Below are 26,344 nucleotides of genomic sequence, written 5' to 3'. Positions count from 1 at the left end.
CTCCCAGGCCCCCGGTTCCCCACCGGAGCACCTTCTCCCCCAGCAGGCCGACGGCTGCCTTTCGGGTCCTCCTCAGCCGGAGTGCCCCGGACGCAGACCTGTACCCGTCGCACTCCGGGGCGCCCGATTAGGAACGGCCCTCCCGGGTAGTCGCATGAAATGTAGGCAGTTCCCATCCCCCTTCGCTTAAGGCTCACGAGGGACGGATGGTGCGACACCATGAGAAACGTTTTCGTCGTCGTCCTGGACGAAAGGAACCACGAAGTACTGAAGGCGACCCCGAGCGGACGGACCCGTCGGTTCCACCAGCTACTGGACATCGACGAACTCCAGAGCGGTGAGATCGACGTCGAGGACAAGCTCGCCCAAGCAAGGGCCCTCCTGGACTCCTTCGACGGCAGCATCGACGCCATCGTCGGTTACCGGGACTTCCCGGTCGCCCTCCCCGTGTCGCTCCTGTGCACCGAACGCGGGCTCACCTCAGCGGCCCTGGAAGCCGTGCTCAAATGCGAGCACAAGTTCTGGGGCAGGACCGTCCAGAGCGAGGTCACCGACGCGCATCCGCCCTTCGACCTCGTCGACCTCGACTCCCCCGACCCCTCACACCGGCTCCGGTACCCCCTGTGGATGAAGCCGGTCAAGTCCGCCTCCTCCGAACTCGCCTTCCGCATCGACGACGACCAGGGCTTCCAGGAGGCGGTGGCCAGCCTGCGCGAGGGCGTCGACCGGGTCGGAAGGCCCTTCGAGCAGATCCCGCGACGCCTCGCCCCGCCTCCAGCGATCATCCAGGCGGGGCCGCGCCACTGCCTGGCCGAGGAGGCGCTCCGCGGAGTGCAGGCCGCCGTGGAGGGATACGCCCACCGGGGCCGAGCCGTCGTCTACGCGGTGCTGGACTCGGTCGACTACCCCGGCAGCCCGTCCTCCCTGGGCCACCAGTACCCCTCCGGCCCGCCCGAAGCGGTCCAGAACCGGATCCGGGACATCGCCGTCCGGCTCATCGAACACCACGGGCTCGACAACTCGACCTTCAGCGTCGAGTTCTTCTACGACCCCGTGGAGGACGACGTCGAAAACCCGGAGATCAACCCCCCGGCACTCCCAGACCCACGCCGAGCTTTTCGAACTGGTAGGCGGGTTCGCCAACCACGAGCGCATGCTCAGGCTCGGCCTCGGCGAGAGCCCGCTCGACCCCGGAGGCGCCGCCGGCGAGTTCTCGGTCGCGGCGGAGTGGAACTACCGCAGGTTCGAGGACGGGGCCCTCACCCGCGTCAGACTAAGGCTCAGCGCGAGCAAGGCCGTGGCGATGGTCACCGCCCGGCTTTGCGACGTGTCGCCCGAGTGCAGCGCCACACGCGTGACCTACGTGCTGCTCAACCTGACCCACCGGGGCAGGGGGACGAGAGGCGGAGCGCGCTGGTACCCGGCGAGTCCTACGACGTGGAACTGGCCATGAACCGTGTCGAGCAGATCTTCCCGCGGGGGCATCGGATCCGCCTGCCCCTGTTCACCTCCCACTGGCCGCTGGCCTGGCCGCCTCCCCGCCCCGCCGACGGTGCGGCCCGAGGCCAGCAGCCTGGTCCTGCCGGTCCGCCCGGTACCCGAGGGCGGGCCCCCGGTACCCGGCCCTTCGGCGAACCGGAGGCGACACCGGAGATCGCGACCGCACGCAAGGTCCCGGGCGACCACAGCTGGTCGGCCCACCGGTGCGTGGCGGGCGACCACTCTTCCCTGGAGATCGTGAAGGACGGGGGCATCCTCCACTTCGAGGACATGGACCTCGACGTGGGCCGCAGCGCCTACGAGAGCTACGGGGTCACGGGGGACGACTTCACGTCCGACCGGGGCCGGACCAGCTGGACGATGCGCTTGACCCGGGGCGAGTGGGCCACCCGCACCGAGACTCACACCTCCCTGACCTGTAACGAGACCGGGTTCCGTGCCTACGCGACACTCGACGCCTGCAAGGGACAGGAACGTGTCTGCTCACGGCAATGGACCGAGAGCATCCCCCGTGACCACATGTGAACCACCGGGAGGAGTCCGTATACACCGACGACCGGTAACAGAAGCGCGGCACAGGCCTTTGACGGACGTTGCGGCTCCCGGCTCGACGGGGATCGCCCACCGCCCCTCGGGGGAAGGCCCGTCGGCGGTGACCGGCGAGCCGGCACGGCCGTGCGGCGCCCTCAGGCAAACGAGAGGAGACACCGATGGAATGGCCCACCCTCGGCTGGTTGATCGCGACCCTGACGGCCATCGCCGTCCCGATCATCGTGATCTTCATCGTCCTGTGGATCATCCGCAGGGAGACGATCCGCAAACAGGAGGCCGTGCGCTCGCCGGAGTACTGGAAGGAGCAGCCCGACGGACGCAGGTATCCGACCGGTTGGCACCAGAGTCCCGGAGGCGGAAGCTCCGACTGGAGCCGCCGAGGCTACAACGAACCGCCGCCCAGGGTGGACGGCAAGCCCCAGGCGGAGAACGAGGAGCCCGAGGACGGGCGGTAAGAGGAGTGGAAACGCCCGGGAACGGCGGATGACGCGATCGCCGGGGCCTGCGTGGACAGGACCGCGACGATGAGGGGACGTGTGATGGCAGAGGGTTTTCGCAACTGGTCCGGCAGTATCGAGTTCACGCCACGCAAGCTTGTCGAACCCGAAGACGAGGAGATGGTGCGGCGGCTCGTCGCTGAGACCGCCGAGCGGGGCCAGACCCTGCGGCCCGTGGGGCGGGGGCACTCCTCCATGCCCCTGGCGCAGACGGGACAGGTGCTGATGTCCCTGGACCGGATGAGGGGGGTCGTCTCCCACTCCAGGGAGCGGATGGAGGCCGAAGTGCTCCCCGGAACCCGTATCCGGGAGCTGGGGCAGGAACTGTACGAGCTCGGCCTGGCTACCGAGAACCTCGGCGACGTCGACTTCCAGTCACTCGCCGGAGCGGTGGGCACCGGGACCCACGGCACCGGAAAGAACTTCGGCAACCTGTCCACCCAGGTCACCGGAGTACGCATGGTCACGGCCGACGGAGGAGTCGTCGACTGGCACCAGGACACCGACCCCGACCTCATGCGCTCGGCGCGAGTCTCCCTGGGAGCGCTGGGGGTGTTCACCCGCATCCGGCTCAGGCTGGAACCCGCACACGACCTGCACCGGCTCTCCTGGTGCGCGGGCACCGAAGACGTCCTGGAACACCTGGACGAACTGGTCGAACGCAACAGGATGTTCGACTTCTACTGGTATCCCAGGCGTGATGAGACCCAGGTCCGCACCCTGAACGAGCCCGGCAGGGAACCCGACCTGGACCTGCCCACCCGAGGGCTGTACGAGGAGGACCTCGGGCCCATCCACGAGGTACTACCCAAAGATCAGGAGCAGCGTTACGAGGAGATGGAGTACCTGCTTCCCGCCGAAGCGGGCCCGGCGTGCTTCCGGGAGGTACGGGACCGGATCATGCGCCGCCACCGGCAGCGTGTGGGCTGGCGGGTGCTGTACCGCACGATCGCCGGAGACAGGACCCACCTCAGCCCCAGTTTCGGACGCGACAGCGTCAGTATCGCGTTGCTGCACAACGCGTCCCTGCCCTACGAGGACTACTTCTTCGACATCGAGCAGATCTTCCTCGCCTACGGAGGGCGGCCCCACTGGGGGAAGAAGCACAGTCTCCACGCCGAACGGCTGCGTCCCCTCTACCCGGAGTGGGACCGCTTCGCCCGGGATCGTCGTCTCCTGGACCCGCAGGGCGTTTTCCTCAACGAGCACCTACGGGACCTGTTGGTGACCGAGGAAGAAGAGAGGAACTCATGAGAGAGATCGGAAGCCACGAGTTCGCTCTCGCCGCAGGAGCGGTACCCGAGCGATCCCACGGAGCAGAACCGGAGTTCACCAGCCACGATCTGCTGTGCGTACTCAACGCCGCCGACCAGACGGCGAACCTGGAGTTGACCGTCTACCACACAGACCGCGACCCGGTCGGCCCCTACCCGATCCGGGTGGAGGCCCGCCGGGTGCGCCACGTACGGATGAACGACCTGATCGAACCGGAGGCGGTGCCCCTGGGGGTTCCCTACGGGTGTGTGCTGCGCTCGGACGTGGCGGTGGTGGCGCAGATGCTCCGTCAGGACACGCGGGACAGCGGCCGGGGTGCGCCGGGCATCACCTGCCTGCCGTTCGTCTGAGCTACGGGAGTGGCCCCGGGGCTCCAGTGGTGGCCCAGAGCACCGGAGAGGTCTCGCCTCGGGGCCGCCGGTAGCCGCCACCACCGGTGCCCGGTAGGAGCGGCGGGCCGCCGTGACCGGCGGTCACTCCTGCTGGAAGTCCTCCAGGCGGGCGTGCTCCCGCGCCATCTTGTCCTGCAGCTCGGCTTCGAACCCACCGCAGGTGTCCGGGCCCCGGGGGGGGGCGTCGCTGTGGTCCTTGTTGACGACCTGGTCCGGTTCCATGGTCTTGGGCCTGGATTCCTCTGGCATGGTCGTGTCCGTCCCCCTTCCGGTGGGGTTCCTGGTAGGGCGCCTACTCGACCTTGTCGCAGTCACACACTCCGGCTGCCGAAGGAACCCCACGTCAGCGGGCTCGCGGGAAAGCGAAGGGAGTGGAGAGCGGGAGCCTGGCGCTACGATCCATCCCCGCGTGCGCGGGGAGCAGGAGGATGTTGTTTTCCTCAGCCCACATAAGCAGGGGTCCATCCCCGCGTGCGCGGGGTTCACAGTTAACTACTTACAACAACGCAATCCGTTATCCGCGCGTGACCGTCTTGATCAACGCGCTCCACTCGGTGGCAGGTACATCCAAATGCCCCAGGTTCCTGTTCTGGGTGTCTCGGATGCCAGTCGCGAGACCTTCCGCGACCTCAACACAGCTACCGCTACCACTGCTGTAGCTGGCCTTGTGCCACTGGCGTTCGTCGTTCATGTACTGCCGTCCAATTCCTTCAGCATTCGGAGACTGACCGCTTCGGAATGAGCCTCACCTTGGAGGAGCCCGAAGGAGGTCAGGCACTCCCGATACCGGTCAGGGTCGTTGATCAGTGTTTCCCCGGTCATGTACTCCGCTGAAGCCACGGAAGCCTTGCCAGTGAAGGTGTACAGCCTGAAAGGTCCTCCGCTGCCGTAGTGGCGCCCGGTATCCCGAGGGATGATCTGCACCCGTACCTTAGCGGCCTCAACATCACCGATCAGACGTCGCCACTGGTCACGAAGCAGTCTCATGCCTCGACCGCCCAACTGCTGGTGCAGAACCGCTTCGGCAACCAGAAGGATCACCAATGGGCGCGGATCCCTGTCAAGCACCCGTTGTCGATCCATTCGTGCTTGCACCATGGGTTCGATGCGGCGTGAACTCATGCCAGGGAAGCTGTCCTCGAACACTGAACGGGCATACTCTTCGGTCTGAACCAGCCCAGGGATCAGCAGCGGTTGATACTCGCGAAGCTCCAGAGCGGCAGCCTCCAAGTCAGGAAGCTCCACGAACCTCATCGGGGCTGCAACCTGCCGCTTAGCTTTCTCCCACGCATCGATCACACGGCCGTCTGCATCCACTGCACGGTCAAGGCCTCCCATGAACTTCTCCGGGGGAGGCTTCGCACCTGTCTCCCAGTTCGAGTAGTAGCCAGACGAGATGTCCAGTGCCTTGCAGATTTCGTGCTGCTTCTTGCCAGCAGCTTCGCGGCAGGACCTCAGGGTGCGCCCGAAGGCCAACCACGCAGGGTCTTTCTTCCTGACAGCCATCCACTTCACCCACGCCATGCCAAGAATTTTCTGAGTTCACCAGAAAGTAAATCACGTGGTGAACTTTCTCGCCACCAATCCAGCATGAATGCCGTTTGGCGAACGCTCTTGAACTCGGAAGATTACCCATGAACCCTGGAAGCATGACTCGCCTGGGTGAACACAAGTGAAAACTTCACTCATGCAACATGGTCAGACAAAAAGGAAGAAGAGGGCATAAAAATGCCCCGGAGGCCGAAGTCAGCGACCACCGGGGCTTGCCACACCCCGAACAGACCGAGGTGAAGACGCATGAATGGTACCCAGCAACGCCCACCAGCACCACAGGACCGCTACCCGCGCAGGCTCAGGCTCGAACACCCCACCCAGCACGGCATCCTGCTCGACCACACCCGTGACTACCGCCCCCTGACCAACTGGTGCCGCAGTGCCCTCCCCTCCCACGGAGCGCGCCTGGCCAAGGTCGCCCGCCTACTGATCGAGAACTCACACCAGCACAGCCGCTCCGGACTCCCCGGCGGCACCGTCCGCGTCGTCCTGGACCAGAGCCGCCACCTGCTCCCCCACCTGTTCGTCACCGACCAGGGCCCGCTGGAAGCCAACACCATCGACTACCCGCGACTGAACGCGCGCGACCCCCGATCCGGGCTGGCCGTCGTCGAAAAGCTCTCCGTCTACTGGGACTTCTCCTGGGACTGGGACGGCCACCGCATCAAGAGCACCACCATGCAGGTCGTCTTCGACCTCACCGCGGACCGGTAACGGCCTCCTGCAGGGGCCGGACACAACCGAACCCGGGTCCGGCCCCGACCAACCAACCCACGCAAGGACACCCGTGAACACCGAAGACGACCAGTCCCCACCGCACACCCGCCAAGAGCGAGCCGACACCAAATTCGACACCCTCTCAGAAATCCTGCGCGAGGCCCGAAGCCCCGAGATCGACCCCCGCAGGTCACTGATCGCCGCTGACGAGGCCTTCTCCCGCCTGCACGCCTGGATCTCCCGGGGAGGTCTCCTCCCCCAACCCTGGCACCGGCACGACTGCCCCGGCTCCTCCGACAACTGAACCCGCCCCGGGGGCAGCGGAAAAAGGCCTGAGAAAGCGCTGGCACGCTTCCCAGGCCCCACAACAATCCCGAATTCCAACATTCGCAAAGCGAGAAAGCAGGATTAATGAATCACCCTACGCCCACACCCCGACCCCCGCACAGGCCTTCCCAGAACCCACCAGGTCCGGCCTGCAACTCCTGCGCGCACCGCACCTGCCGCGCCCTGCGCGCCCACAACCTGCCCCTCATCGGCGGCCACCGCACCGAATTCGCAAAGGAACACCTGAACGCCGCCGCCCTGCAGGCCCTCAACCCCCACCTCCTCATCTGGTGGGGCGAACACTCACAGTCCTACTGGGTCGCCGACGCCCAGGGCCTGACCCAGGCCACCAACCCCGGCCACCTGCTCTCCCTCCTGGCCCCCTGCCCAACCCACTAAAACCCAGCAAACAAGGACCGGTCAGAGCGGGGGCTTTCCCCGCTCTGATTACCCCATCCCCGCGTGCGCGGGGAGCAGGGGGACAGGTCATACCCCAGATCCATCAGCTCGGGTCCATCCCCGCGTGCGCGGGGAGCAGTCCTCGGCGACCTCGGCGGGAGCCTGGCCCCGGGGTCCATCCCCGCGTGCGCGGGGAGCAGGAGGACACCGACGACCTGGTGCGGCTGTCCGTGGGTCCATCCCCGCGTGCGCGGGGAGCAGCGGTTCGGAGCGCGGCGAGGTGGTCGTAGGCGGGGTCCATCCCCGCGTGCGCGGGGAGCAGTAGGCCCACTGAGGTTTTCTCAGCGAAATGATCTCTGCGGAGCAGGGTGATTTTCGGATCCCCGCCGGGCCGGACGAGTGGCACCTGGATGCGAGCAGACGTAAAGCCCCTGGTAGGACAGGTCTCACCACAAGATCATGTCCGTAACCACCAGAGGCTTCACGTTGGTCACCTATTCTGCCACCCTCGACGTCCCACGCCACATCGTCGAGTTCCTCGCCCGACACCTGGCCGCCCACCGCCGAAGCATCGCCACTCCGAAGGGCTCACGGGCACTCGGGCCGTTCCGCCAAGCGGTGCTGGTGCTGCGCTGGTTCCGTGAGCGCGGCTGTGTGCACTGCCTGGCCCGTGACGCCGGAATCTCCCAGGCCACCAGCTACCGCTACCTACACGAAGGCATCGACGTCCTCGCCGGCCAGGCCCCCGACCTGCACGAAGTCTTGGCCAATTGCCACAACGAAGGGATAGCGCGCGTAGTCTTGGACGGCACGCTGATCGCCTCCGACCGCCTCGCGGGCGTCCGCGAGAACGGCAACGACCTGTGGTTCAGCCAAAAACACAAGGCCTTCGGCGGCAACATCCAGTTCCTATCCGCACCGGACGGCACCCCGCTGTGGGTCTCCGCAGTCGAGCCCGGATCCACCCCCGACATCACCGCCGCCCGCCTCCACGCCCTGCCCGCCCTGTACAAGGCAGCGGCCGAGGGCCTGCCCACCCTGGCTGACAAGGGCTACCAAGGCGCCGGTATCGGCGTGCACACCCCCATCAAGCGCCCTACGGGCCAGGGCGAAGGGGCTCTGCACGTGGACACACGGATGTATAACGCGCTGTTGCGGCACGTGCGTGCGCTCGGTGAGCGCACCGCCGCCGAACTCAAGGAGCGCTGGCGGACGCTGAAGTACGTCACGCTTAGCCCGAGCCGGATCGGAGACATCGCCCGTGCGGCTCTTGTCCTCAACAGGCAGTGGAAATGATCTTCGCTGAGAAAACCTCACGTGCGCCACGAGGCGCTGTTCAAACACATATCCGAGTGGAGGTGAAAGCAACTCCGCCGCCTTCTCGTCGTAGCGAGAAGGTGAAGCAAGGGGCAGTCTGAAGCGGAGATCGCCGCCAAGGACGGGAAGCAGCCCTGACAATGCCTGGATGGCCCAGTACTACCGGATGGGTCATGCCGCGGTTAGCGAGATGGGACGGTATACGAAAGGAACCGGTGCCATAAAACCCCCTAATTTTTCGCCAGCTCTAACCCGGTGGATCCGGGCTGGAAAGCAGTGCGCATCCACCAACGGAGAGGACCATAGTTCTCTCTCGTGGTGGAAAACTCCCGAGCCGGTATGTGAGATCTGGCAGGGAGGCCCTGGTGAAGGTCTACGGCGTAACCAGGGCGATACTGCGGGGGTAAAGCCGGGTACCTCGCCCGTCGATCGGAGAACAGCGAACGTGGGAACCACCGGTCCTCACTCCCTTCCCTTCTCGATGCCATCGAGAAAGGAAAGGATAGGTGCGATGCTCACCGAAGAAGGCCAGTGGGGCGGAGACGCCGTAGTAGTCCGAGACCGGGAAAGCCGGTCACATGGCGAAGGGCGGCAGCGATTCCAAGGAGAACACAGGTGAATGCAAGATCCGAAGACGCACCGGTGAACACCGGAGCTTCGATCGTATGGCCGGATTCCGATACCGCCTACTTTCGGGTACGGAAGATGCAGACCAAACTCCATCAATGGGCGAAGGAGGATTCTTCACGCAGGTTCGATGACGTATTCAACCTGGTCTATGATCCGGCGTTCCTGGTCGATGCGTTCGAACGCACCGCCCGGAACAAAGGTGCCAGGACAGCAGGAGTCGACGGGGTCACCGTGCACATGGTCCGATCCCGTATCGGAAGGGATGCGTTCCTCCAACAGGTGCGCGACCTGCTCAAAAGCGGGGAATTCCGACCCAGTGAAGTACGTCGGGTGGCGATCCCCAAAGCGGGCGGGAAGCTGCGCAAGCTGGGGATCCCCACCGTGATCGACAGAGTGGTTCAGGCATCACTGAAAGCGGTGCTGGAACCGGTCTTCGAGGCGGACTTCCTTCCCTGCTCCTATGGTTTTCGGCCCAACCGGCGCGCTCAGGACGCGATCGCCGAGATCCACAGCCTCGCCTCACCGGTGAAGAACCACCACTGGGTTCTGGAAGCCGACATCAAAGCGTGCTTCGACGAGATCGATCACACCTCTTTGATGGATAGGGTGAGAGGACGGGTCAAGGACAAGCGGACCAACGCGCTGGTGAAATCGTTCTTGAAATCCGGCGTGATGACACAGTCCGGGAATCGAGAGGAGACCATCACCGGGACGCCGCAAGGCGGAATCCTGTCACCGTTGCTGGCCAACATCGCGTTGTCAGCACTGGACGAATACATCGCAGCGCAATGGGAAACCAGTGCATACCGTAGACGTGTTCGTCGCCAGAAGGGAATCGGTAACTGGAAACTGGTTCGTTACGCTGATGACTTCGTCATCATGGTGCAAGGGAGCCGTGACCGGGCCGAGGTCTTGAAAGAAGAGGTGAGCCAGGTACTGACCCCGTTAGGGCTGCGCTTGGCCGAGGAGAAAACCGGGGTTGTCCATATCGACCAGGGGTTCGATTTCCTCGGGTTTCATATTCGCCGCAGGGTGAAGAGAGGGACCCGACGTCGGTACGTCTACACCATCCCGTCTAAGAAATCCGTTCAGGCGATCAAGGACGGGGTGCGGCGGGCAACGAACAGACCCACCCGGAACACGGCCACCGAACGCAAGATCGCGGAGGTGGACACGATGGTTCGGGGGTGGGCGAACTACTTCCGTCATGGTGTGTCCAAGAAGATGTTCTCCACTGTGGATTCCTTTTCCTGGTGGAGGTTGTCTTCTTGGATCCGCCGCAAGCACTCCAATATTGGTCTGCGTGAGTTGAGGCGGCGGTTCACCGATCGTGGGTGGCGGCTCGCCTATCAGGGATCTGTTTTCCGTGGCGCATCCAACGTCACGGTGTCCCGGTATCGGTTCAGGGGGTATTCGATTCCCACCCCGTGGACCACACGACCTGCAACCTGTTGAGGAACCGTGGAGAGCCCGTTGCGTTGAAAGGCGCACGGCGGGTTCGGAGGGCGGGCCGTGGAAACCTGTCGTGAGTGATCACGGTAAGGCGCCACGGTCCGACCCTACTCGGCCATGTCGAACGGTTCGCCGGGTCCATCCCCGCGTGCGCGGGGAGCAGGGAGGTGACCGGGATGGTCACGGGGCGGACAAGGGTCCATCCCCGCGTGCGCGGGGAGCAGATTCGTCTCCCGTTGCGGGGTCGGTGGTGCCCGGGTCCATCCCCGCGTGCGCGGGGAGCAGTCTCGGCGGGCCATGTGCTCGGGCAGGCGTTCGGGTCCATCCCCGCGTGCGCGGGGAGCAGCTCGTTGACCTGGATCTTTATTCGGTGGAGAGCTTCAAATCTGCAAGTTGTTGCGACTTGGACATTGGGAACACAGCTCGCAAATACTCTCACTTGGCGAAGCGGCGGCGTTTCGAGGCCTTGCTCCAGCCCTTCTTAGTGGGAGCGGCAACCTGCTCCTGGTTCTTGGGGCGTTCGATAAGCGTCATCCCCTCGTGGTCCACCGGCCTCCACTTGTGTTCGAAGGTCTCGAAGGCGAAACCCTGCTCGTTGTTGGTCGTGTGCACGAGAAGCGCCCTGCCGTTGCCCGCGTACTCCTGAACTTCGTCCCACAGCACCTGCCGCACCCGGGCCGAGGGCTTGCCGATGAACACCGTCGGTGCTATCTGTAGCAGCCACCTGGTGAGCAGGCCGCGCAAGCCTGACGGGCAGTTCGTGAGGATGATGACGGTCACCAGATCACCCCCAGGTTCCGCCCGGACTCGATGTCGGGTCCGCGGTCGGTCTGAAGGCCGACCCGGTCCGTCTCTTCCACGTCCACACCTCCGGGCAACAGCAGCTCCTTGATGTCGTCCACACACCGGTCGAGCAGGCCGCGCTCATGGATGCGGTCACGCAGGACCCTTCGGGTTCTGGCTCCCACTTCTTCTTCGCTCTCAGCCGCCACGTCGAAGGCCACCGGGATGGCCACTTCGACCTTGTACAGATCAGCCACGTCCAGTACGAAGGACTGCTCGTGTCCTGAGTGCACGAACCCCAGTCCCGGGGAGCATCCGAGTGCGGCGACCACGGACTGTGCCACCCCGTAGAAGCACTGCGCGGCCGCGGTGACGGCCTGGTTCGGTGGATCACCCGCTTCGAAGTTTCCCGGAACGAACCTCCGGCCCCTCCATTCCACACCGGTTCGGGCAGCGTGCTCCCGATAGCAGGCCTTGACGCGGTCCCCTTCGAGGCCGAGCAGTTCCCTGCGGCTCCGCCCCTCGACAACCTCCCCGGGGAACCGCTTCAGGTACATCGCCCGCGCGACCTCCAGCCTGGTCCGCTTATTCGCCCAAGCCCTGGCCTGCGCTTCCACCAGCGTGGCGGAGCGGGTCAGGGCCCGACCACCGGAGTAGTAACGCACCCCGTGCTCACCGACCCACACCACACCGGCACCGCTGTCACCCAGCAGCGCCATCGCCTGGTGGGTGACCCTGGTACCCGGTCCAAGTAGCAGGGCCCCGATCGTCGCGGACGGGATGTGCCGCACGCCCTCCCCGTCCTCGGCGGTGATGGCGTTGTCCTCCCGGTGGATCACACAGCGTTCGAGATAGACGAACGAACTCCGGTCGCCCACCCTGGTCAACTGGCTCGGACTCAGCGCGCCCCTCTTCCCTGCCGTGGCCATCAGGACACCGGCGCCAGGGTCATCAACCCGCAGCCGTACGCCTTGGCTCGGCCGATACCCGAACTCAGGGCTCGGCGCAGAGCGTCGGGATCAGTGACGGTCAGCCTGCCGTCGAAGGTCGCGGTGACCACCGGCACCCGCATCCGCTTGCCCTTGCGCCCGGGCCGGGGGTCGGGCTTGTCGAAACCCGCGCTATTGCGGTCGTGCACCAGCAGCTCGTAGCCGTCCACCTCGGGCATGGCCGGGTCCGGGTTCCTGCCGCGCAGCACCTCGAAACCGCACTGCTCCTGCTTCTTGAGCAGCCATCTCGCCTGGTGGCGGGGGGTGACGTGGGCGGTCGGCTTGGTTTCCTCGCCGTCCTTGCGCCGGATGCTGTGTACGGGGTTGGCCGTCAGCCGAAACGCCCAGGTCTGCCCGGTCTCAAGGCGGGACAGGAACCCGGCGTAGTCATGGGTCTGCCATCCCGAATCCGCTTCGGCCTGGGGCCAGCCCGCCTGCTCGACCAGGTGGGTGAGTTCGGGGCGGTCCGGGCTCACGACGTACAGGAACACCTCCGCCTTGGCGTTGCGGTCCACCCGCCACAGCACCCGCGGCTTCCCGGGTCCTGCACCACTGGTGCCGTTTTCGGCCCCGTTGACCGCGAGGAGACCGGTCAGGGGGTCATTGGATGGAGAAGTACTGGGCAGCAGGTCGGGGAAGCCGCCCATCACGGCGGCGTGCAGGGCCTGCGATGATGACAGCAGCTTGCGCGCGCCGGGCCGATGAGTGTTGAAACGGAATCGGGTGAGGTGCATCAGCGGTCTCCGAACGCGGAGAAGGGGTCATGGTCAGGCGCCGTGGTGCGGCGGGTCTGCGGGTTCGGGACGTCGACGGAGTCCGAGCTCACGGCCCGCAGTCCGTACCGTCGATGCCGAGGGTCGAAGCTGAGCGGAAGGTCACGCAGGGAGTCGGCCCGTTGGTCCCCGGGCTCCGCGTCCAGCAGCGTGGTGAGCGCGATCTTCGAACCTTCCCGCCAGCCCCGCCGTCGCTGGTACCAGCCGGAAGCCTGCCACGGCTGGTCCCGCAGCACGGTCTCCAGCGGCTCCGCCACCGGTCCGCCCAGGTCAACGGGGCGAGAAGGCGGACAGGAGCGTCGTCCGAGGTAGGGCAGGAAGGCCGGGGCGCGCACCGCGTCGTGCAGTCGCCCGATCAGCTCGGGATCGCCCTCCACCGCCGCCACGAACACCGCGTCGGAGAGGTAGAAACGCTCGGACACCGGCATGGACGCCCCCGTGACCATGTGGTGCGCGGTCTGGTAGTCGCGCACCCGGGTTCCGGGTTGGTCCACGCGCACCCCGAACCGCAACGCGACCAGGTCGGTCAAGTCAGCGGTCCGGTCCCGGCCCAGAGCGGCGGCGAGCAGCCCGATCACCCCGCTCTTGGTGGGGGCGTTCTCCGTACTGCGGCGAGCGAAGCGGGAGGCCGAACCCCATGCCTGCAGCGGGCCGGCCAGGAGCAGTGGCAGGGTGAGCACGTCGGCGGAACCAGGGGCGGTGTCGGCGCCCGAGGCGGCCAGGCCCGGAGCGGCCCCGCTCACTTCGGGTCCTGCCGCTGGGCCACGGCGGCACCGACCTGCTCGACCAGTTCGGGCAGGGTGACGTCAGCGCCCAGACCGGAGAGCTTGGCGGTCCGCTCCCCCACCCGCACCACCCAGGTGTCGACGTCCTCGGCCGCCCCGAACGCCCGCTCCACCTGCGGCACATAGTCCGCCAGCCGGGCACTGGCCTGGGCGACGTGTCCGGCCGCGGCCTCCACCGGGTCCTCGAAGGCACCCACGAAACTGATCGGGCGCGAGTTGCGCAGCTTCACGATCACGGCGTCCGGCAGCGTGTGGTTGCCGAAGGTGTTGATCTTGCCGGTGGGCAGCGACTCCACGAATCCACGGACGAACGCCTCCACCGCTCGGCGCAGCGGTTCGGTGACGGGCTCGTCCTCGCGCAGCCCCTCCCCCAGGTTCTTCCGAAGCAGGTCGACGTCCACGGCGGCATACCGGTAGAGGGTGGCGGAGTTGAACTCGACGGTGCCGATCATGCCCGCCCCGGTCTCCTCCTCCGGGTTCCGGTCGTCGACCGCCGTGTAGTAGTCCGACTCGTTCTCCTCCTCCGGGTTCCGGTCGTCGACCGCCGTGTAGTAGTCCGACTCGTTCTCCACCGCGTGCACGCTGATGGCGTGCGCGACCTGCGCGGCGGCGTCCACGTTGATGTCCGCGCCGTCGGCGACCATCCGGCCGAACAGCACGATGTCGACGGAATGGCGGGTGTCCGCGATGGACTTGGCGCGCGCCTTGTTGTCCTTCTCCTTGAGGAAGGCCTTGATGTCCTCCTTGCCTTCCACGGCCAGTTCGGCGAGCCCGTCGCGCTGGCGGGCGCTGAGGAACATCAGGTAAGCGGACTCGGGGGCGGGCGCCGGGTCCCCGTTCTTCTTGGCGGCGTCGACCTTGCGCTTGGGCGGTTCGATCTTGGAACCGGTCGCCGTCTGCACCGTCTCCGCGGCCAGGGCGAGCGCCTCGGCCTCCTCGATACCGGTGTCCAGCTCCCGGATACGAGCGGCGATGAGCTCGGCCACGCGCTTGGTGCGGGTGCCCAGGTCCTGGGGGTCGACCAGGGCGTCGAAGGCGAGCCGGGTCGCGCGCTTCCAGGCCTGGCTGGAGACCCTGGAGCGGCGCGCACCGCCGTAGACGGCGGTCTTGGGCGCACCCGTGTCGTCCCGGTTGAGGTTGCTGGGCGGCACGGTCTGCAACACGTGCACGTCGAGAATGGTGCGGCTCATGGGGGTGTCCTCGGTTTCGTCGGTTCGTTGCGTGTGCGGCGCCGAAGCGCGGTTGGTGCGGGTTCTCGGGGTCCGGACCCCGAGGTCCGCGGGGTTAGCGAAGTTGCGGGGAGCAGGTCACTCGGCGGGATCCCCCTCAGTTCCGTCTTGGCCTTCCGCCAGCTGCTCCCTGCTCGGTCGGTACGCATGGAAGCCGCGCCCCCAGGAGCGGCGCACCCGTTCGGCGCCGGACCGGGTGCGAGCGTCGTAGAGCTGGTCGGCGAGCAGTCCGTAGTCAAGCTGGACGTCCTTGTCCCGCAGAAGACTGACGATCCCCCTCAACCTGTCGATCCGTGTCTCGGAACTGCCCGCCGTCTGGGCCTGGACGAACCGCTTGCGCAGGGGTTCATCGATGTCCCCGGACGGCATCAGTCGACGCACGGCACCACCCAGGTCCCTCCCACGCTTGTGCATGCCCTTGTCCCGTTTGGACTGCTGATGGAGCGCGTAGAGCGTGAGTGCCTCGTGGACGGCGTCCTCGGCATCCGAGATCCGGGGATCGTCCAGGGGGAACCGCTCGTAGAACTGGTGGCCGATGGTCAACCCGGCCAACTCGGGTGCGGCTTCAACGGTCTTGCCCGCGCCACGACGCAGTTTGGCCAGGGTCGCCACCGCGTCAGAGTGGTCCTGGAGGTAACCGGCCTGGAGTTGGCGAATCCGCTCGTCCACCGCCTCACCGACCTCCTTGAGTTCGTGGACGTAGCCGGTGCGGCTCGCTGTGGTCACTGGTCTTCCTCCGTGCTGTCGTCGGAACCCGAGTCGATGTTGGTCAGGGGCAGGCACCTGCGCAGGGCCCTGCGGAAACGCAGGTCGACGCTGGAGGTGTTGAGCCAGAACGAGCCGCTCTTGGAGTCGAGAACCCGCCCTTCCCAGGAGGCCTCGCTCGCGGAGTCGATGAGCTCGTCGCCGAGGCGGGAAACGGTGTCCCGAACGATCAGCTGCCATCGACGGCGCTGTTCGGTCGGGTCGAGCGGATCGTCCAAGGGGCGGTCAGCACCGGTAGCCGCGTCCTGGGAGGGGGCCAGTTCGCGCAGCCAGGTACGGAAGAGACCGTCCAGGTCCCCGAAACCCCGGTCCCGAGCGGTGGCCCGCGGCCCCTCACCGTCGGCGCCCGCTGCCTGGGCCAGGCCGGTGGCCAGGTCGCCCAGGGCGGTGACCGCGTCCTCGGCGTCGTTGACCGCGCCGACGGCGGCCTGTGCCAGCTCCTGGTTGTCCTGGTGGAGCAGGACCACGGGCATGGCCACCGTGTCGTCGACGATCTCGTCGATGACGGACTGCTGGGTGCCGTAGACCGCTCCGACCAACCGGGCCCGGAGCAGGTAGCCGCGGGGCAGGTATCTGGCGACGGTGAGAGCGGCGATCCAGTCAAGGACGCGGGGGCGTACGTACTCGGCCGCTTCCTCGCGCTGTTCGCGTCCCCGAGTCTCTCCCGTGACCAGGGCTCCCAGGCCTCGCCAGGCCGCGCGGGCCGGGTCGTGCTCCCGAGGCAGGTAGACCATGGCCTCGCGGAGCTTCTTCTCCTGGGCGGGGCTGCGGCGCCAGGTGGACATGGGTTCGCGCAGGTGCATGTTGCGTGGGGGAAGCGGGTCGCCGTAGGCCAACAGCACCCCGTGCACGCCTTCGCCGTCATGGTGCAGACGCAACCGCCGCGTCTGCCAGGTGTACAGGTCGCGCAGCCCGTGTGGGCGGGAGGCAGCCGGTGCCCCTTCCAACGGAGCGGAAGTGGCGGGCGGGTGCACCCAGGCGGGCCGGTCCCGGCCCGGTTCGGTGTCGGTGTGCAGGTTGGGGGTGTCGAAGGCGATCAGGTTGAGCAGGAGTGTCTGCTGAAGGTTGTCGCCCTCCGCGTACACACCGCCCAGGTTGCCCGCCCAGCCGACCCCCTGCGGGTAGCCCTTGCCTCCCTTCACCCGAGGGTCGCCCTCGGCTCCTGACTTGATACCGGAGGGGTCGTAGGCGTGGGTGTGCACCACCCAGCGGGCGGCTTCGGCGTAACCGAGCCGCTCGGCACCGAGCGCACGCATCGTGAAGAAGCGGGCTCCGTTGGGAACATCGGCGACCATCTTGTCCAGCGGCAGGTAGTCGCCCTTCTTGGTGCGCAGGTCCGCGACCTGGAGGAAGGGTGTGAGCGGGTGGAGAAGGTCGAAGCGTTCCCGGTGGGAGTCGAGATAGCCGCGCAGGGTCTCCAGCGGCAGACCGTCGTCCCAGAGTTCGGCCCAGTCCTCGATCTCCTGGGGTCCGTCGATGGCATCGTGCAGGATCGCCAGGAGCAGGCGTAGGAGGGCGAAGTCCTGAGTGGGCACGTCACCGACCAGCCGACGTACCTCCTCGGCCTGTCCGAAGACCTCGATCAGGGACAGTTCCGCCTCGGTGCCATCGGTACGCAGGACCGGGATCCACGGGCTCTGGGTCAGATCGAAACCGAGCGGAGGCTCGGATGCGGTCCCGGATGCGGACGTGGACGTGGACGGGGATACGGACGTGGACGCTGATGCGGGTGTCGCCACCGCTGTAGGCGCCTCATTCGGCACGGGTGACCTCCAGGCCGTCGGATTCGGTGTAGTGCAGCTTGTATCCGGCCAGTTCGGCGCGGTTGTCCTCGTCCAGGAAGAGCACGAGCTCTCCGGCGATCCAGTGGGCGTCCTTGGTCTGCCAGGCCTCGACCAGGTCGGTCTCCAGCTCGGCGATGGTGCGGTCGATCATCAGGCCGGTGACCGTGAACTGGTAGGGCAGACGCAGGCCGCTGGCGGCGAGGGCTCGTGCGGCTGCGGCTGCGGGTGCGGATTCGGTGGGCAGGGACAGGCCGCCGCGCTCTTCTGTCAGCCACGGCACCGTGGTCAGCGAGCCGTCGGCGGTTCGCCTGGCCACCAGGACCTCCAGGCTCTCGCCGGTGTCGCGGACCTGGGCTTTACCGCTCTGGCTGTCATCGGCCTCGCCGACCCCGGCGTCCACCCAACCGATGACCGCACGGCCGTCGCGAGCCGCCGGATCGAGGAGGAAGGTACGGGCTCGGGTGGCCTTGTCGGCCTGCTCGGCCTCCTGCGCGGTGCGCGCCTCGGTGAGGGCCTGTTCCCAGTCGGGCGGCGCGATCCCGGTCATGGTTTCGGCTGTGCGGTAGGCGGCCTGGACCAGTGGGCTGATGTGATCGGGTAGCCGGAGCGTGCGTTCGCTGTCGGTCCGCGCTTCGAGGTGGGGGCGGAGCACGGCGAGCGATCGTAGCAGCGGGTATTCGCCGTAGACGGTCCGCGAGCCGCGTACCGGCCGGGGCGGGGTCTCGGTCCAGTCCACCCCGGTGACCAGACAGTGAGCGGCGCGAAGCCGGGGCGGGCGCTCGCTCTGCTCCGGTCCCCGCGGGTGGCGGTGCAGGCGCCCCATGCGCTGAAGCACCAGATCGACCGGGGCGAGGTCGGTGATCAACAGGTCGAAGTCCACGTCCAGGGACTGTTCCACGACCTGGCTGGCGACCACGATGTGCCGGTCGGGGCGCTTTCCGCCGAGATGAGCGACCTTCGCCGGTGGGCCGTACTCACGCAGGAGTTGCTCGTCCCGGGCGGCCCGGTCCAGGTCCAGGAAGCGCGAGTGAGCGACGGTCACGAGCTCTTCGCCGAAGTGTTCCCTCAGGTGGGCAGCGGTCTCGTGGACGCGTGCGACGGTGTTGCGGATCACCAGGGCGCAGCCGCCATCCGCCAACTCCCGCTCCAGCCTGGTGGTGAGGGCGGCGAGGTCGTCGTCGAGAGGTTCGATGAGGGCGTCGGTGGCCCGACCGGAAGCTTCCGGGGTGTACAGGCGCGGTGCGGCGCCGGGTTCGGCGATGGTGATCAGCGGGTAGGCGCTGGCCTGACCGATCTCCTCGTACGTCTGCTCCGCGGGTCCCCGCCCCCTGGCCCCCGTGTACGCCTGGGCGAGTTCGCGCCGACGCCCCGCGGGCAGGGTGGCGGACAGGATGACGACGGGGACGCCGTACCTTCCGAGCCAGGCCAGGGCACGGTCCAGGTAGGTGTTCATGTAGGTGTCGTAGGCGTGGGCCTCGTCGATGACGACGACCTTGCCCGCCATCGCCAGGTGGCGCAGAGCCAGGTGCCTGCTCTTGAGGCTGGCGAACAGAAGCTGGTCGATGGTCCCGACCGAGAAGGAGGCCAGCATGCCCTTCTTGCGACCGCGCAGCCAGCGGTGCGCGACCAGAGCGGCACCGCCGGGCGCGCCCTCGCAGTCGCGATCGGTGTCCGTGGCCAGGCGAGGGCCGCCGCCGAGGTAGCTGGAAAACTCCTTGTTCAGATGGGCCTTGGAGTGGGCAAGGAAAATGGACGCGGCTTCCCCGGGCATCCCGGGGAGCCGGTCGAGCCAGTGGGTGAACCGAGCGAACATGGCGTTACTGGTGGCCATCGTGGGAAGGGCGACGAAACAACCGCCCGCTCCGGTACGCGCGGCGAGGATCTCGGCCGCCGCCAGGGCGGCCTCGGTCTTCCCCTCGCCCATGGGGGCTTCGATGATCATCAGCCCGGCACCGGCCATGTTCCGCGCCGCTTCGACAGCCTGCTCCTGGACCGGGCGGATGACGGCGCCCGCGGGGAGGTCGAACCGCTCGGCGAAGAGCTCGGCGGGCGTTCCTCCGGGCTCGTGGGGCTCCCACTGCCGAGGCAAGTCCAGCAGCCGCCAGGCCTCCTCGCTCCGCTCGGGATCGTTGCTGCGCTCGCCCGGAAAATAGGGGAAGTAGTCGGCGTTACTGGCGATCCAGTCGGCGGTGATGACCAGGGCCGTGAGCAGGACCTGCGCGGTCTGCGGAAGCTTGATCGCGCGCCACTCCGAGAGGCGCTCGTCAACCCCGGTGGCCCTTGCGGCCATGTCCAGAAGCTCGACCTGAACACGTTTCCAGACGTCCGCGCTGCCCGGAGTGCGCAGGAGCGCGGGACGGTTCTCCGCGTCCACGATGGCGGTATTGCTGGGAGGGAGGCCGTGGTGGCCTCCAGCGATCACCGCGAATTGGTTGGTGTCCCGTTCGCGCCAAGCGTGGCGCTCAACCAACCACTCCCCCAGGATGATCTGCCCCGCGAGCCCGTGCGGGGCGAGCCGCCGATCGGCCATCTGCTTCTGCAGGGGCATGTCGAGGCCGTGCGCGCGCATGTCGTCCGCGAGGTGTTCGACCTGGCAGGCGAAGGCGGGGGTGGCCTTACCGATGTCATGCGTGGCCGCGAGCCAGACCGCAAGCCGCCGAGTATCCGCGCTGCCATCGGGTAGCGCCGCACCGATGACGTCCCGAACCTGCCGGGGAAGCCATTCGTCCCAGAGCCTGCCCGCGACAAATGCGCTGTCAGCCATGTGCCGGTAGAGCGGAAGCCAGCCGTCGGAGTCGTAGTCGTGCTTGGCCCACACAGAGCGAGCCACCTCAGAAAGGGAGTCCTTCCAGGGCCAGGGAGGGGGTCCGGAGTCCATGCTGCCCATCTAAATGGGTCCCACCGACATTCCAGACCAAGAATCGACCTCTCACCAGACCTGATGTGGCCAAAGCGAATTCACCATTTACCCAACTAAAGCAACACCCCTGTGGTACGGAGTCCCCGAGCAGAGACAGGCCATTCGGGTTCGCGTTCGTACCTCTACTTGGGGGTCTATCCCTACGTGCGGCGCGGGGAGCAGCTCATCGAGGACGCCTGGCTTACCGACGGCGGGGGTCCATCCCCGCGTGCGCGGGGAGCAGACCATGTCGCCCTTGGGGCCCTTGCGGGTGAGGGGTCCATCCCCGCGTGCGCGGGGAGCAGCGACCGACCCGCCCGAGTCGACACCCAGGTCGAGGTCCATCCCCGCGTGCGCGGGGAGCAGACTTTTTGACCTGGTGTCTTACCAGTGGCAAGGGTTTATTTTTCCAACTTCCTGAGAGTTGGACACTGGTGATTTCCTTCGCAAAAAGTCTAAATGTGCGATCTTACGTGAAGGGCGATTCTATTTGGAGGGGGCAAGCGGGGCCATCCCTATCGAGGATGGCCCCACTGGGGTCAGCCTGCGGCAGTGAGGAGGACGTCCACCAGGCGTTCGGCGGCGTCAGGGCGGCCGTGGGACTTTGCCTGGGCGGCGATGGCTTCGCGAGTGGCCGGGTCCGACAGCAAGGGCTCGACCGCCGCTTGCAGGTTGGCCGGGCTGACTTCGCCCAGGAGGGCGACCGCGGCACCGGACTCCTGGAGGTGGCGGGCGTTGTGGGCCTGCTCGTTGCCTGCTGAGGAGGCCAGGGGGATGAACACGGCGGCCTTGCCCAGGGCAGTGAGCTCGGCGATGGTGCCGGCGCCGCTGCGGGAGATCACGACGTCCGCGAGCGCGAGCACGTCGGGGAGCTCGGAGCCGACGAAGGCGGTGAGGTGGTAGCGCTCGGCGAGGCCGGGCGGCAGGCTCTGGGCGCTCTCGCGCAGGCTCTCGACGTTGTTGGCACCGCACTGGTGGACCACGTTGGCGCGAGCGAGCAGCCACGGGAGGATGTCGCGGACGTTGGTGTTGATCTGCGCCGAACCCTGCGCGCCGCCGGTCACGTAGACGGTGGGCAACTCCGGATTGTGGCCATCGAAGCCGAGGCCCTTGGCGCCCAGCTCCGCCTGACCGGTGAGGACCTCGGGGCGGACGGGGTTACCGGTCACCACGGCGTCGTCCTGGGAGCCCTCGGGCAGCAGCCCCAGGGAGGACTCGGCGGACACCGCGATCTGCGCTCCTGCGCGGGCGAGCACCTTGTTGGCCAGGCCGAGGCGGACGGTCTGCTCGTGGACCACGAGGGGACGTCGGCACATGCGGGCGGCGAGTCCGACGGGAACAGCGACGTAGCCGCCGGTGGCCAGGACGACGTCCGGCGCGAACTCGGAGACCAGCCTGCGCGCCTGCAGGACCCCGCGGGGGACGTTGGCCATGTCCTTGACGTTGGCCGGGGAGACCAGCTTGATCGGGTTCTTGGAGCGGCGGATCTTGCCGGTGGCGACGTCGGCGAAGTCGATCCCGTTGGCCTCGGAGACACGGGACTCCAGGCTGTCCGCCGCGCCCACCCACAGCACCTCCAGGGTGTTGCCGGTCGACTCCAACCGGGACCGCAGTGCGTTGCCGGCGGTCAGCGCGGGGTAGGTGTGGCCGCCCGTTCCCCCTCCGGTCACGATGAGGCGCAGGTCCCGGGGCGAGCGGTCGTTGGTGCTGTTCACACGTTTCCCATCTGGCTGCCCGCGGGTGCTTTCCGCGGGTGGGAGTAATGGTCAGGACGAGGGCCGTGGAGTGGCGGGGGGATCACGGCCCATGAGCACGGTAGCCGCGTTCGGGAGCCGTTTGTGCCAGTGGAGGGGGCGAATCGGGGCAAAACCGAGCCAGGTCCTGGTCACACGCTGGCCCTTCTACCGGAGTGGCTGGTGGCCGAGGGCCCGCAGGAGTGTGTGGTGTGTCGGGCGCGGGAGGTCTGGGCCTCGCATGCTTCCCGGGTCGGGGAGGGTGTGGCCGATCGCGAGGACCACCGAGGCCAGCCGGGCCGTGGGGAGCGTGCCGTCGAACCCGCCGCTGCTGTCTGCGCGCGATCACCCCTGCGAGCCGTTCGGTGGTCGGCCGGTGCCGGGTGGTGTCCTCGGCTGCGGCCGCAACGTTCTGCCGAAGCAGGTGGGGGTGGCGGCGGGAGCACCCCTGACGGGTATCCGCGTGAGGCCCGTTCGCTGGCTCGGATGGAGAAACCCGCCGAGGACTCCCCGAATTCAGGCGGCGCGGCGGCGGGTGAGCGGGAACCTGAGGTCACCGAGGTCCGCGCGGCGGTCGAGGCGGCTGGTTACGAGCTCGGGCCCCTGAGCGGGGGCCCGCCATAGGCGGCGAGGAAGACCCGCACGCTCTCGACCGTATGCGCGCGGAGCTCCTCCGGCCCGGGGATGCCCTGGTCGCCGAGAAGCATCGCCCGGTTGACGGGTTCGGACATGACCAGCCAGTTGAACCGGGACGCCGCGGCCCGGGTGTCCGCCACGGACAGGCGCCCCTGCGCGGCCAGGCGGTCGAAGATACCCTCCAGGTTGTCGATCGCCCGCTGGGGGCCGTTCCGGTAGAGGGTCTCGGCGAGTTCGGGGAATCGGGCCACCTCACCGATGACCATGCGGCGCAGCCGCATCAGGCGCGGGGTCAGCACCACGGTGAGCTGGCGGTAGGCGTAGTCGCAGAGGTAGTCGGCGAGGTCCCCCTCAGGGGCGGGGTCGGGGTCGTCGACGTGCACGAGGTCACCCGCTGCGCTCGTCATGTGGCTGACGATCTCGACGAACAGGTTCTCCTTGCTGCCGAAGTGCTTGTACACGGTCTGCTTGGACACCTCCGAGCGCGCCGCGATCTCGTCCATGTTGGTGCCCAGGTAGCCACCGTGCAGGAAGACCTCCTCCGCCGCCTCCAGGATCGCGCGCCGTTTGCGCGCCGAACGGCCCTCGACAGGCTGGTTCACGACTCGTCCACCCTCACTGCTGCGTTGTGCCCCGCTGTTGGTTGACCTTTGCGTACTGTACCGTCTAGTTTGATTCCATTAGAGTACTGGACAGTCCAGTTTGATTCTGAACCATGCGGACAGCGTGCCGCGAGCACGAGCCCGCGCGAGTCCCAGGAGCCGGTCATGCACCTCCAGTTCGCCGAACTCCCCGTGTCCGACCAGGACCGGGCGAAGGCCTTCTACACCGGGAAACTCGGCTGCCGTGTGGTCGCCGACGCATCCATGGGCGGGGAGTGGAGGTGGATCGAGCTCGGCTTCGAGGGCTCCGACACCGCCCTGCACTTCGTTCCCCGCGAGAACGACGCCCCCTCCCCCGGCCCCGTCCTGGTGCTGGTCGAGGACGACGTCCGGGGCACCGTCGAGGCCCTGCGCGCCAAGGACGTGGAGATCGTCACCGAACCCGAGGAGGCCTCGTACATGCCGGGGGTCACCGTGGCCGAGTTCCGGGACAGCGAGGGCAACCGCATGGTGCTCAGCGAGAGGCTGGGGTGAGTGCCGTGAACTCGTACCGCGCCGAAGACCGCACCGTCAAAAACCACTCCCCCGACGAACGCTCGCTCCGGGTCCCCGGGGCCCGCATCCACCACGAGGTCCGGGGCTCGGGACCACTGCTACTCCTGATCCCGGGCGGCCCGCAGGACGCCGGTGTCCTCGCCGAACTGGCCCGACGCCTGGCCGACCGGTACACCACCGTCGCCTACGACCCCCGGGGCAACTCGCGCAGCCTTCAGGACGGCACCACCGGGGGCCGGGCGGACGAGGACCAACGGCTCGACGTGCACGCCGACGACGCCGCGCACCTGATCCGCTCACTCGGCGGCGGCCCCGCTGACGTGTTCGGTACCAGCGGCGGCGCCCAGATCGCGCTCGCGCTGGCGGCCCGCAACCCCGAACTGGTGCGCGCGGTCGTGGCCCACGAGCCCCCGTGCGTGATGCTGCTCGACGACCCCTCGGAGGCCCTCGCCCACGACAGGGTGATCCACGAGACCTACCTGAAGGAGGGTGTGGAGGCCGGGATCGCCCTGTTCCTGGGTCTCAACGACCTGGACGGCACCGAACCGGACGGCACCGAACCGGGTGAGGGGGACGGTGCTCCCCCACAGATGAGCGAGGAGGACGCCGCGACCTTCGAGCGGGTCAGCGGGAATTTCGACTACTTCCTCGCGCACGGGATGCTTCCGCTGTCGCTGTACCGACCGGACGTGGACGCCCTGCGCCGGAACGGGACCCGGGTGGCGGTAGGCCTGGGCGAGGGCTCGGGGGGACGGGACATCCACGCCATGGGATCGGCCCTGGCCGGGGAGCTCGGCGTCGAGCCGGTCACCTTCCCGGGTGACCACCTGGGATACGAGACCGAGCCCGAGGCCTTCACCGAAACCCTGCACCGTGCGCTCACCAGCGCCTGAGGGGGTCCCGACGGCGCCCGCGAGTGCATCGATGGCCCCGGATCTCACCTTGGCGACGGTGCTGCGACTCGCTGTTCGAAGTCGATCCGGTGGTCGTTGATCCAGGCGTGGCTGGCGAAGCGGGCGATCAACCGGAACACCACCCGAAGCATCAGATCGCGTAGGAACAGGGCCGCCGGGTTCGTCGAACCCGTCTTCTGGTTGCCGCGTCGGCGGCCTTCGGCGGCGATCCGCTCGACCCGGTCGCGGCGGCGCTGTTCGTAGGCGGTGAAGGCCTCCTCCGGGGTGGGCAGGTCCCGTAGGCAGGCGGCCAGGACCAGGGCGTCCTCCACCGAGAGGGAGGCGCCCTGTCCGCTGGAGCTGGACACGGCGTGGGCCGCGTCGCCCAGCAGTGCCACCCGGCCCCGGCTCCAGTTCGGCAGGGACGCCAGGTCGTAGACGCCCAGGGGACGGAATCGCGCGGGGTCGGTGGCCGCAAGGAGCGCGGTGACGTCCGGGTGGTCGTCGGCGAATAGCTCCAGGACGTACTCCTTCCACGCGTCGTCCCCGAGCGCGGTGATCTGCTCGCGGGGCAGCTCGGCGTGCGCGAAGTTGGCGAACCAGTAGACCTCGCCGGAGGGCGCGGTCTGGTAGCCGAAGAACGCCCGTTTGCCGAAGAGCATCCGCGTGGTCGATCCCCGGGTGGGTGCGACCGTCGCGTCCTCGGCGCGCACGTATCCGCCGATGTTCAGCAGACCCGTGTAGTCGGGGCGCGGGGCGTCGGGGTCCATGAGGCGCCGCACCGGCGAGTGGAGGCCGTCCGCGCCGAGGAGCACGTCCCCCTCGGCAGTGGTGCCGTCGGCGAATTCGGCGGCCACTCCGGTGTCGGTCTCGGTGTAGCCGACGAAGCGCTTGCCGTACTCGATACGTACGCCCTGCTCCTGGGCGGTCTCAGCCAGGGTGCTCTGGAGCGCGCCGCGGTTGATGGTGACGGTGCGCAGTTCGGGCGGCCCCTGGTCGGAGCCGTCCGGCAGCAGCCCCAGGCGGCGGCCCTTCCCGTTCACGAACTCGATGCCGGTCGTGGGGAAGGAGGCCGCGGCCCGCACCGCGTCGAGCATGCCCAGCGTTTGCAGGGCGGCCAGGCCGTTGGGGGCCAGGGTCAGGAACGCGCCGATGCCGTCACCGGGTCCGGAGTGGGCTTCGTAGACGATCGCCTCGATCCCGGCCCGCTGCAGTGCCGCCGCGGCGACGGGCCCGCCGATGCCGCCTCCGATGATCAGTGCCTTGGTCATGACCTCTCCTCTCATCCACAGTGCTTAGTCATAAA

25 protein-coding genes and 1 CRISPR repeat array are annotated in these 26,344 nt (G+C 67.6%); of the genes, 11 read left to right on the top strand and 14 right to left on the bottom strand.

All coding sequences use genetic code 11. From position 1 onward, the window contains the following. The first annotated feature begins 219 nt into the window (after window positions 1-219). From HNR07_RS34620 to HNR07_RS03060, 4 genes are all read left to right on the top strand, one after another. On the top strand, window positions 220-2,025 hold the full coding sequence (locus tag HNR07_RS34620; RefSeq protein ID WP_246420043.1) for an ATP-grasp domain-containing protein: 1,806 nt from the start codon (window positions 220-222) through the stop codon (window positions 2,023-2,025). Window positions 2,026-2,210: 185 nt separating this feature from the next. Beyond that, entirely contained in the window at window positions 2,211-2,507 is a 297-nt protein-coding gene (locus tag HNR07_RS03070; RefSeq protein ID WP_184361661.1) for a hypothetical protein, read from the top strand. Window positions 2,508-2,591: 84 nt separating this feature from the next. Further along, the gene (locus tag HNR07_RS03065; protein WP_184361658.1) at window positions 2,592-3,803 is read left to right on the top strand and encodes a D-arabinono-1,4-lactone oxidase; all 1,212 of its coding nucleotides are present in this window, start codon (window positions 2,592-2,594) and stop codon (window positions 3,801-3,803) included. Further along, window positions 3,800-4,174, top strand: a complete 375-nt coding sequence (locus HNR07_RS03060) for a sensory rhodopsin transducer (protein ID WP_184361655.1) — start codon at window positions 3,800-3,802, stop codon at window positions 4,172-4,174. The genes HNR07_RS03065 and HNR07_RS03060 overlap by 4 nt, the downstream gene beginning before the upstream one ends. A 123-nt stretch (window positions 4,175-4,297) precedes the next feature. Here HNR07_RS03060 and HNR07_RS03055 read toward each other — a convergent pair whose 3' ends face one another. The 3 genes from HNR07_RS03055 to HNR07_RS03045 form a co-directional block, all read right to left on the bottom strand. Further along, window positions 4,298-4,465, bottom strand: coding sequence for a hypothetical protein (locus HNR07_RS03055; RefSeq protein ID WP_184361652.1), 168 nt, complete (start codon window positions 4,463-4,465; stop codon window positions 4,298-4,300). A 265-nt stretch (window positions 4,466-4,730) separates the two neighbouring features. Beyond that, complete coding sequence (locus tag HNR07_RS03050; RefSeq protein WP_184361649.1) at window positions 4,731-4,907, bottom strand: DUF397 domain-containing protein; 177 nt, start codon at window positions 4,905-4,907, stop codon at window positions 4,731-4,733. Continuing rightward, the gene (locus HNR07_RS03045; protein ID WP_246420041.1) at window positions 4,904-5,740 is read right to left on the bottom strand and encodes a helix-turn-helix domain-containing protein; all 837 of its coding nucleotides are present in this window, start codon (window positions 5,738-5,740) and stop codon (window positions 4,904-4,906) included. The genes HNR07_RS03050 and HNR07_RS03045 overlap by 4 nt, the downstream gene beginning before the upstream one ends. A 273-nt stretch (window positions 5,741-6,013) precedes the next feature. Here HNR07_RS03045 and HNR07_RS03040 point away from each other — a divergent pair, with 273 nt between their 5' ends. From HNR07_RS03040 to ltrA, 5 genes are all read left to right on the top strand, one after another. After that, window positions 6,014-6,484, top strand: a complete 471-nt coding sequence (locus HNR07_RS03040) for an ATP-binding protein (protein WP_184361646.1) — start codon at window positions 6,014-6,016, stop codon at window positions 6,482-6,484. A gap of 73 nt (window positions 6,485-6,557) precedes the next feature. After that, window positions 6,558-6,791: a hypothetical protein gene (locus tag HNR07_RS03035; protein ID WP_184361643.1), complete on the top strand. Its 234-nt coding sequence runs from the start codon at window positions 6,558-6,560 to the stop codon at window positions 6,789-6,791. Between the two features lie 107 nt (window positions 6,792-6,898). Beyond that, complete coding sequence (locus HNR07_RS03030) at window positions 6,899-7,213, top strand: hypothetical protein (protein ID WP_184361640.1); 315 nt, start codon at window positions 6,899-6,901, stop codon at window positions 7,211-7,213. Window positions 7,214-7,262: 49 nt separating this feature from the next. Continuing rightward, window positions 7,263-7,535: a CRISPR direct-repeat array (repeat unit 29 nt; unit sequence GGGTCCATCCCCGCGTGCGCGGGGAGCAG). Window positions 7,536-7,699: 164 nt separating this feature from the next. After that, complete coding sequence (locus tag HNR07_RS03025) at window positions 7,700-8,509, top strand: transposase family protein (RefSeq protein ID WP_184371353.1); 810 nt, start codon at window positions 7,700-7,702, stop codon at window positions 8,507-8,509. Window positions 8,510-9,145: 636 nt separating this feature from the next. Beyond that, window positions 9,146-10,615, top strand: a complete 1,470-nt coding sequence (gene ltrA, locus HNR07_RS03020; protein WP_221318691.1) for a group II intron reverse transcriptase/maturase — start codon at window positions 9,146-9,148, stop codon at window positions 10,613-10,615. Window positions 10,616-11,047: 432 nt separating this feature from the next. On the opposite strand, the gene cas2e is transcribed toward ltrA, so the two are convergent. The 10 genes from cas2e to HNR07_RS02970 form a co-directional block, all read right to left on the bottom strand. Further along, window positions 11,048-11,392 (bottom strand): type I-E CRISPR-associated endoribonuclease Cas2e, encoded by a 345-nt coding sequence (cas2e, locus tag HNR07_RS03015; RefSeq protein WP_184361637.1) that lies wholly within the window; start codon window positions 11,390-11,392, stop codon window positions 11,048-11,050. Then, on the bottom strand, window positions 11,389-12,324 hold the full coding sequence (gene cas1e, locus HNR07_RS03010) for a type I-E CRISPR-associated endonuclease Cas1e (protein ID WP_184361633.1): 936 nt from the start codon (window positions 12,322-12,324) through the stop codon (window positions 11,389-11,391). The genes cas2e and cas1e overlap by 4 nt, the downstream gene beginning before the upstream one ends. After that, a complete protein-coding gene (cas6e, locus tag HNR07_RS03005) occupies window positions 12,324-13,118 on the bottom strand; it encodes a type I-E CRISPR-associated protein Cas6/Cse3/CasE (RefSeq protein ID WP_184361630.1) in 795 nt (264 codons plus the stop codon). The genes cas1e and cas6e overlap by 1 nt, the downstream gene beginning before the upstream one ends. Next, window positions 13,118-13,837, bottom strand: a complete 720-nt coding sequence (gene cas5e, locus HNR07_RS03000; protein WP_184371346.1) for a type I-E CRISPR-associated protein Cas5/CasD — start codon at window positions 13,835-13,837, stop codon at window positions 13,118-13,120. The genes cas6e and cas5e overlap by 1 nt, the downstream gene beginning before the upstream one ends. Window positions 13,838-13,896: 59 nt before the next feature. After that, window positions 13,897-15,132, bottom strand: a complete 1,236-nt coding sequence (gene cas7e, locus HNR07_RS02995; RefSeq protein WP_184361627.1) for a type I-E CRISPR-associated protein Cas7/Cse4/CasC — start codon at window positions 15,130-15,132, stop codon at window positions 13,897-13,899. Window positions 15,133-15,249: 117 nt separating this feature from the next. Beyond that, on the bottom strand, window positions 15,250-15,897 hold the full coding sequence (gene casB / locus HNR07_RS02990) for a type I-E CRISPR-associated protein Cse2/CasB (protein WP_184361625.1): 648 nt from the start codon (window positions 15,895-15,897) through the stop codon (window positions 15,250-15,252). Further along, the gene (gene casA / locus HNR07_RS02985; RefSeq protein ID WP_376769898.1) at window positions 15,894-17,675 is read right to left on the bottom strand and encodes a type I-E CRISPR-associated protein Cse1/CasA; all 1,782 of its coding nucleotides are present in this window, start codon (window positions 17,673-17,675) and stop codon (window positions 15,894-15,896) included. Before casA ends, casB begins: the two co-directional genes overlap by 4 nt. Window positions 17,676-17,688: 13 nt before the next feature. Continuing rightward, complete coding sequence (cas3, locus tag HNR07_RS02980) at window positions 17,689-20,598, bottom strand: CRISPR-associated helicase Cas3' (RefSeq protein WP_376769897.1); 2,910 nt, start codon at window positions 20,596-20,598, stop codon at window positions 17,689-17,691. Window positions 20,599-21,158: 560 nt separating this feature from the next. Then, window positions 21,159-22,334 (bottom strand): UDP-N-acetylglucosamine--N-acetylmuramyl-(pentapeptide) pyrophosphoryl-undecaprenol N-acetylglucosamine transferase, encoded by a 1,176-nt coding sequence (locus tag HNR07_RS02975; protein ID WP_184361618.1) that lies wholly within the window; start codon window positions 22,332-22,334, stop codon window positions 21,159-21,161. A gap of 605 nt (window positions 22,335-22,939) precedes the next feature. Then, entirely contained in the window at window positions 22,940-23,590 is a 651-nt protein-coding gene (locus HNR07_RS02970) for a TetR/AcrR family transcriptional regulator (protein ID WP_184361615.1), read from the bottom strand. Between the two features lie 165 nt (window positions 23,591-23,755). On the opposite strand from HNR07_RS02970, the gene HNR07_RS02965 reads away from it, so the two are divergent. After that, entirely contained in the window at window positions 23,756-24,124 is a 369-nt protein-coding gene (locus HNR07_RS02965; protein WP_184361612.1) for a VOC family protein, read from the top strand. Between the two features lie 5 nt (window positions 24,125-24,129). Further along, window positions 24,130-25,038, top strand: a complete 909-nt coding sequence (locus tag HNR07_RS02960) for an alpha/beta fold hydrolase (protein ID WP_184361610.1) — start codon at window positions 24,130-24,132, stop codon at window positions 25,036-25,038. 44 nt (window positions 25,039-25,082) lie between these two features. On the opposite strand, the gene HNR07_RS02955 is transcribed toward HNR07_RS02960, so the two are convergent. After that, on the bottom strand, window positions 25,083-26,309 hold the full coding sequence (locus tag HNR07_RS02955; RefSeq protein WP_184361607.1) for an FAD-dependent oxidoreductase: 1,227 nt from the start codon (window positions 26,307-26,309) through the stop codon (window positions 25,083-25,085). Window positions 26,310-26,344 lie beyond the last annotated feature (35 nt).

Source organism: Nocardiopsis metallicus, assembly GCF_014201115.1.
GTDB lineage: Bacteria > Actinomycetota > Actinomycetes > Streptosporangiales > Streptosporangiaceae > Nocardiopsis > Nocardiopsis metallicus.
The sequence above is the reverse complement of the archived record's forward strand: the minus strand, read 5'-3'. Positions and strand labels throughout refer to the sequence as shown.

What these genes read in the sequence shown, in the direction of transcription:
- HNR07_RS34620 (WP_246420043.1), top strand. Translation starts at nt 220, where the DNA reads ATGAGAAACGTTTTCGTCGTCGTCCTGGACGAAAGGAACCACGAAGTA.
- HNR07_RS03070 (WP_184361661.1), top strand. Translation starts at nt 2,211, where the DNA reads ATGGAATGGCCCACCCTCGGCTGGTTGATCGCGACCCTGACGGCCATC.
- HNR07_RS03065 (WP_184361658.1), top strand. Translation starts at nt 2,592, where the DNA reads ATGGCAGAGGGTTTTCGCAACTGGTCCGGCAGTATCGAGTTCACGCCA.
- HNR07_RS03060 (WP_184361655.1), top strand. Translation starts at nt 3,800, where the DNA reads ATGAGAGAGATCGGAAGCCACGAGTTCGCTCTCGCCGCAGGAGCGGTA.
- HNR07_RS03055 (WP_184361652.1), bottom strand. Translation starts at nt 4,465, where the DNA reads ATGCCAGAGGAATCCAGGCCCAAGACCATGGAACCGGACCAGGTCGTC.
- HNR07_RS03050 (WP_184361649.1), bottom strand. Translation starts at nt 4,907, where the DNA reads ATGAACGACGAACGCCAGTGGCACAAGGCCAGCTACAGCAGTGGTAGC.
- HNR07_RS03045 (WP_246420041.1), bottom strand. Translation starts at nt 5,740, where the DNA reads ATGGCGTGGGTGAAGTGGATGGCTGTCAGGAAGAAAGACCCTGCGTGG.
- HNR07_RS03040 (WP_184361646.1), top strand. Translation starts at nt 6,014, where the DNA reads ATGAATGGTACCCAGCAACGCCCACCAGCACCACAGGACCGCTACCCG.
- HNR07_RS03030 (WP_184361640.1), top strand. Translation starts at nt 6,899, where the DNA reads ATGAATCACCCTACGCCCACACCCCGACCCCCGCACAGGCCTTCCCAG.
- cas1e (WP_184361633.1), bottom strand. Translation starts at nt 12,324, where the DNA reads ATGGCCACGGCAGGGAAGAGGGGCGCGCTGAGTCCGAGCCAGTTGACC.
- cas6e (WP_184361630.1), bottom strand. Translation starts at nt 13,118, where the DNA reads ATGCACCTCACCCGATTCCGTTTCAACACTCATCGGCCCGGCGCGCGC.
- cas7e (WP_184361627.1), bottom strand. Translation starts at nt 15,132, where the DNA reads ATGAGCCGCACCATTCTCGACGTGCACGTGTTGCAGACCGTGCCGCCC.
- cas3 (WP_376769897.1), bottom strand. Translation starts at nt 20,598, where the DNA reads ATGGACTCCGGACCCCCTCCCTGGCCCTGGAAGGACTCCCTTTCTGAG.
- HNR07_RS02965 (WP_184361612.1), top strand. Translation starts at nt 23,756, where the DNA reads ATGCACCTCCAGTTCGCCGAACTCCCCGTGTCCGACCAGGACCGGGCG.
- HNR07_RS02955 (WP_184361607.1), bottom strand. Translation starts at nt 26,309, where the DNA reads ATGACCAAGGCACTGATCATCGGAGGCGGCATCGGCGGGCCCGTCGCC.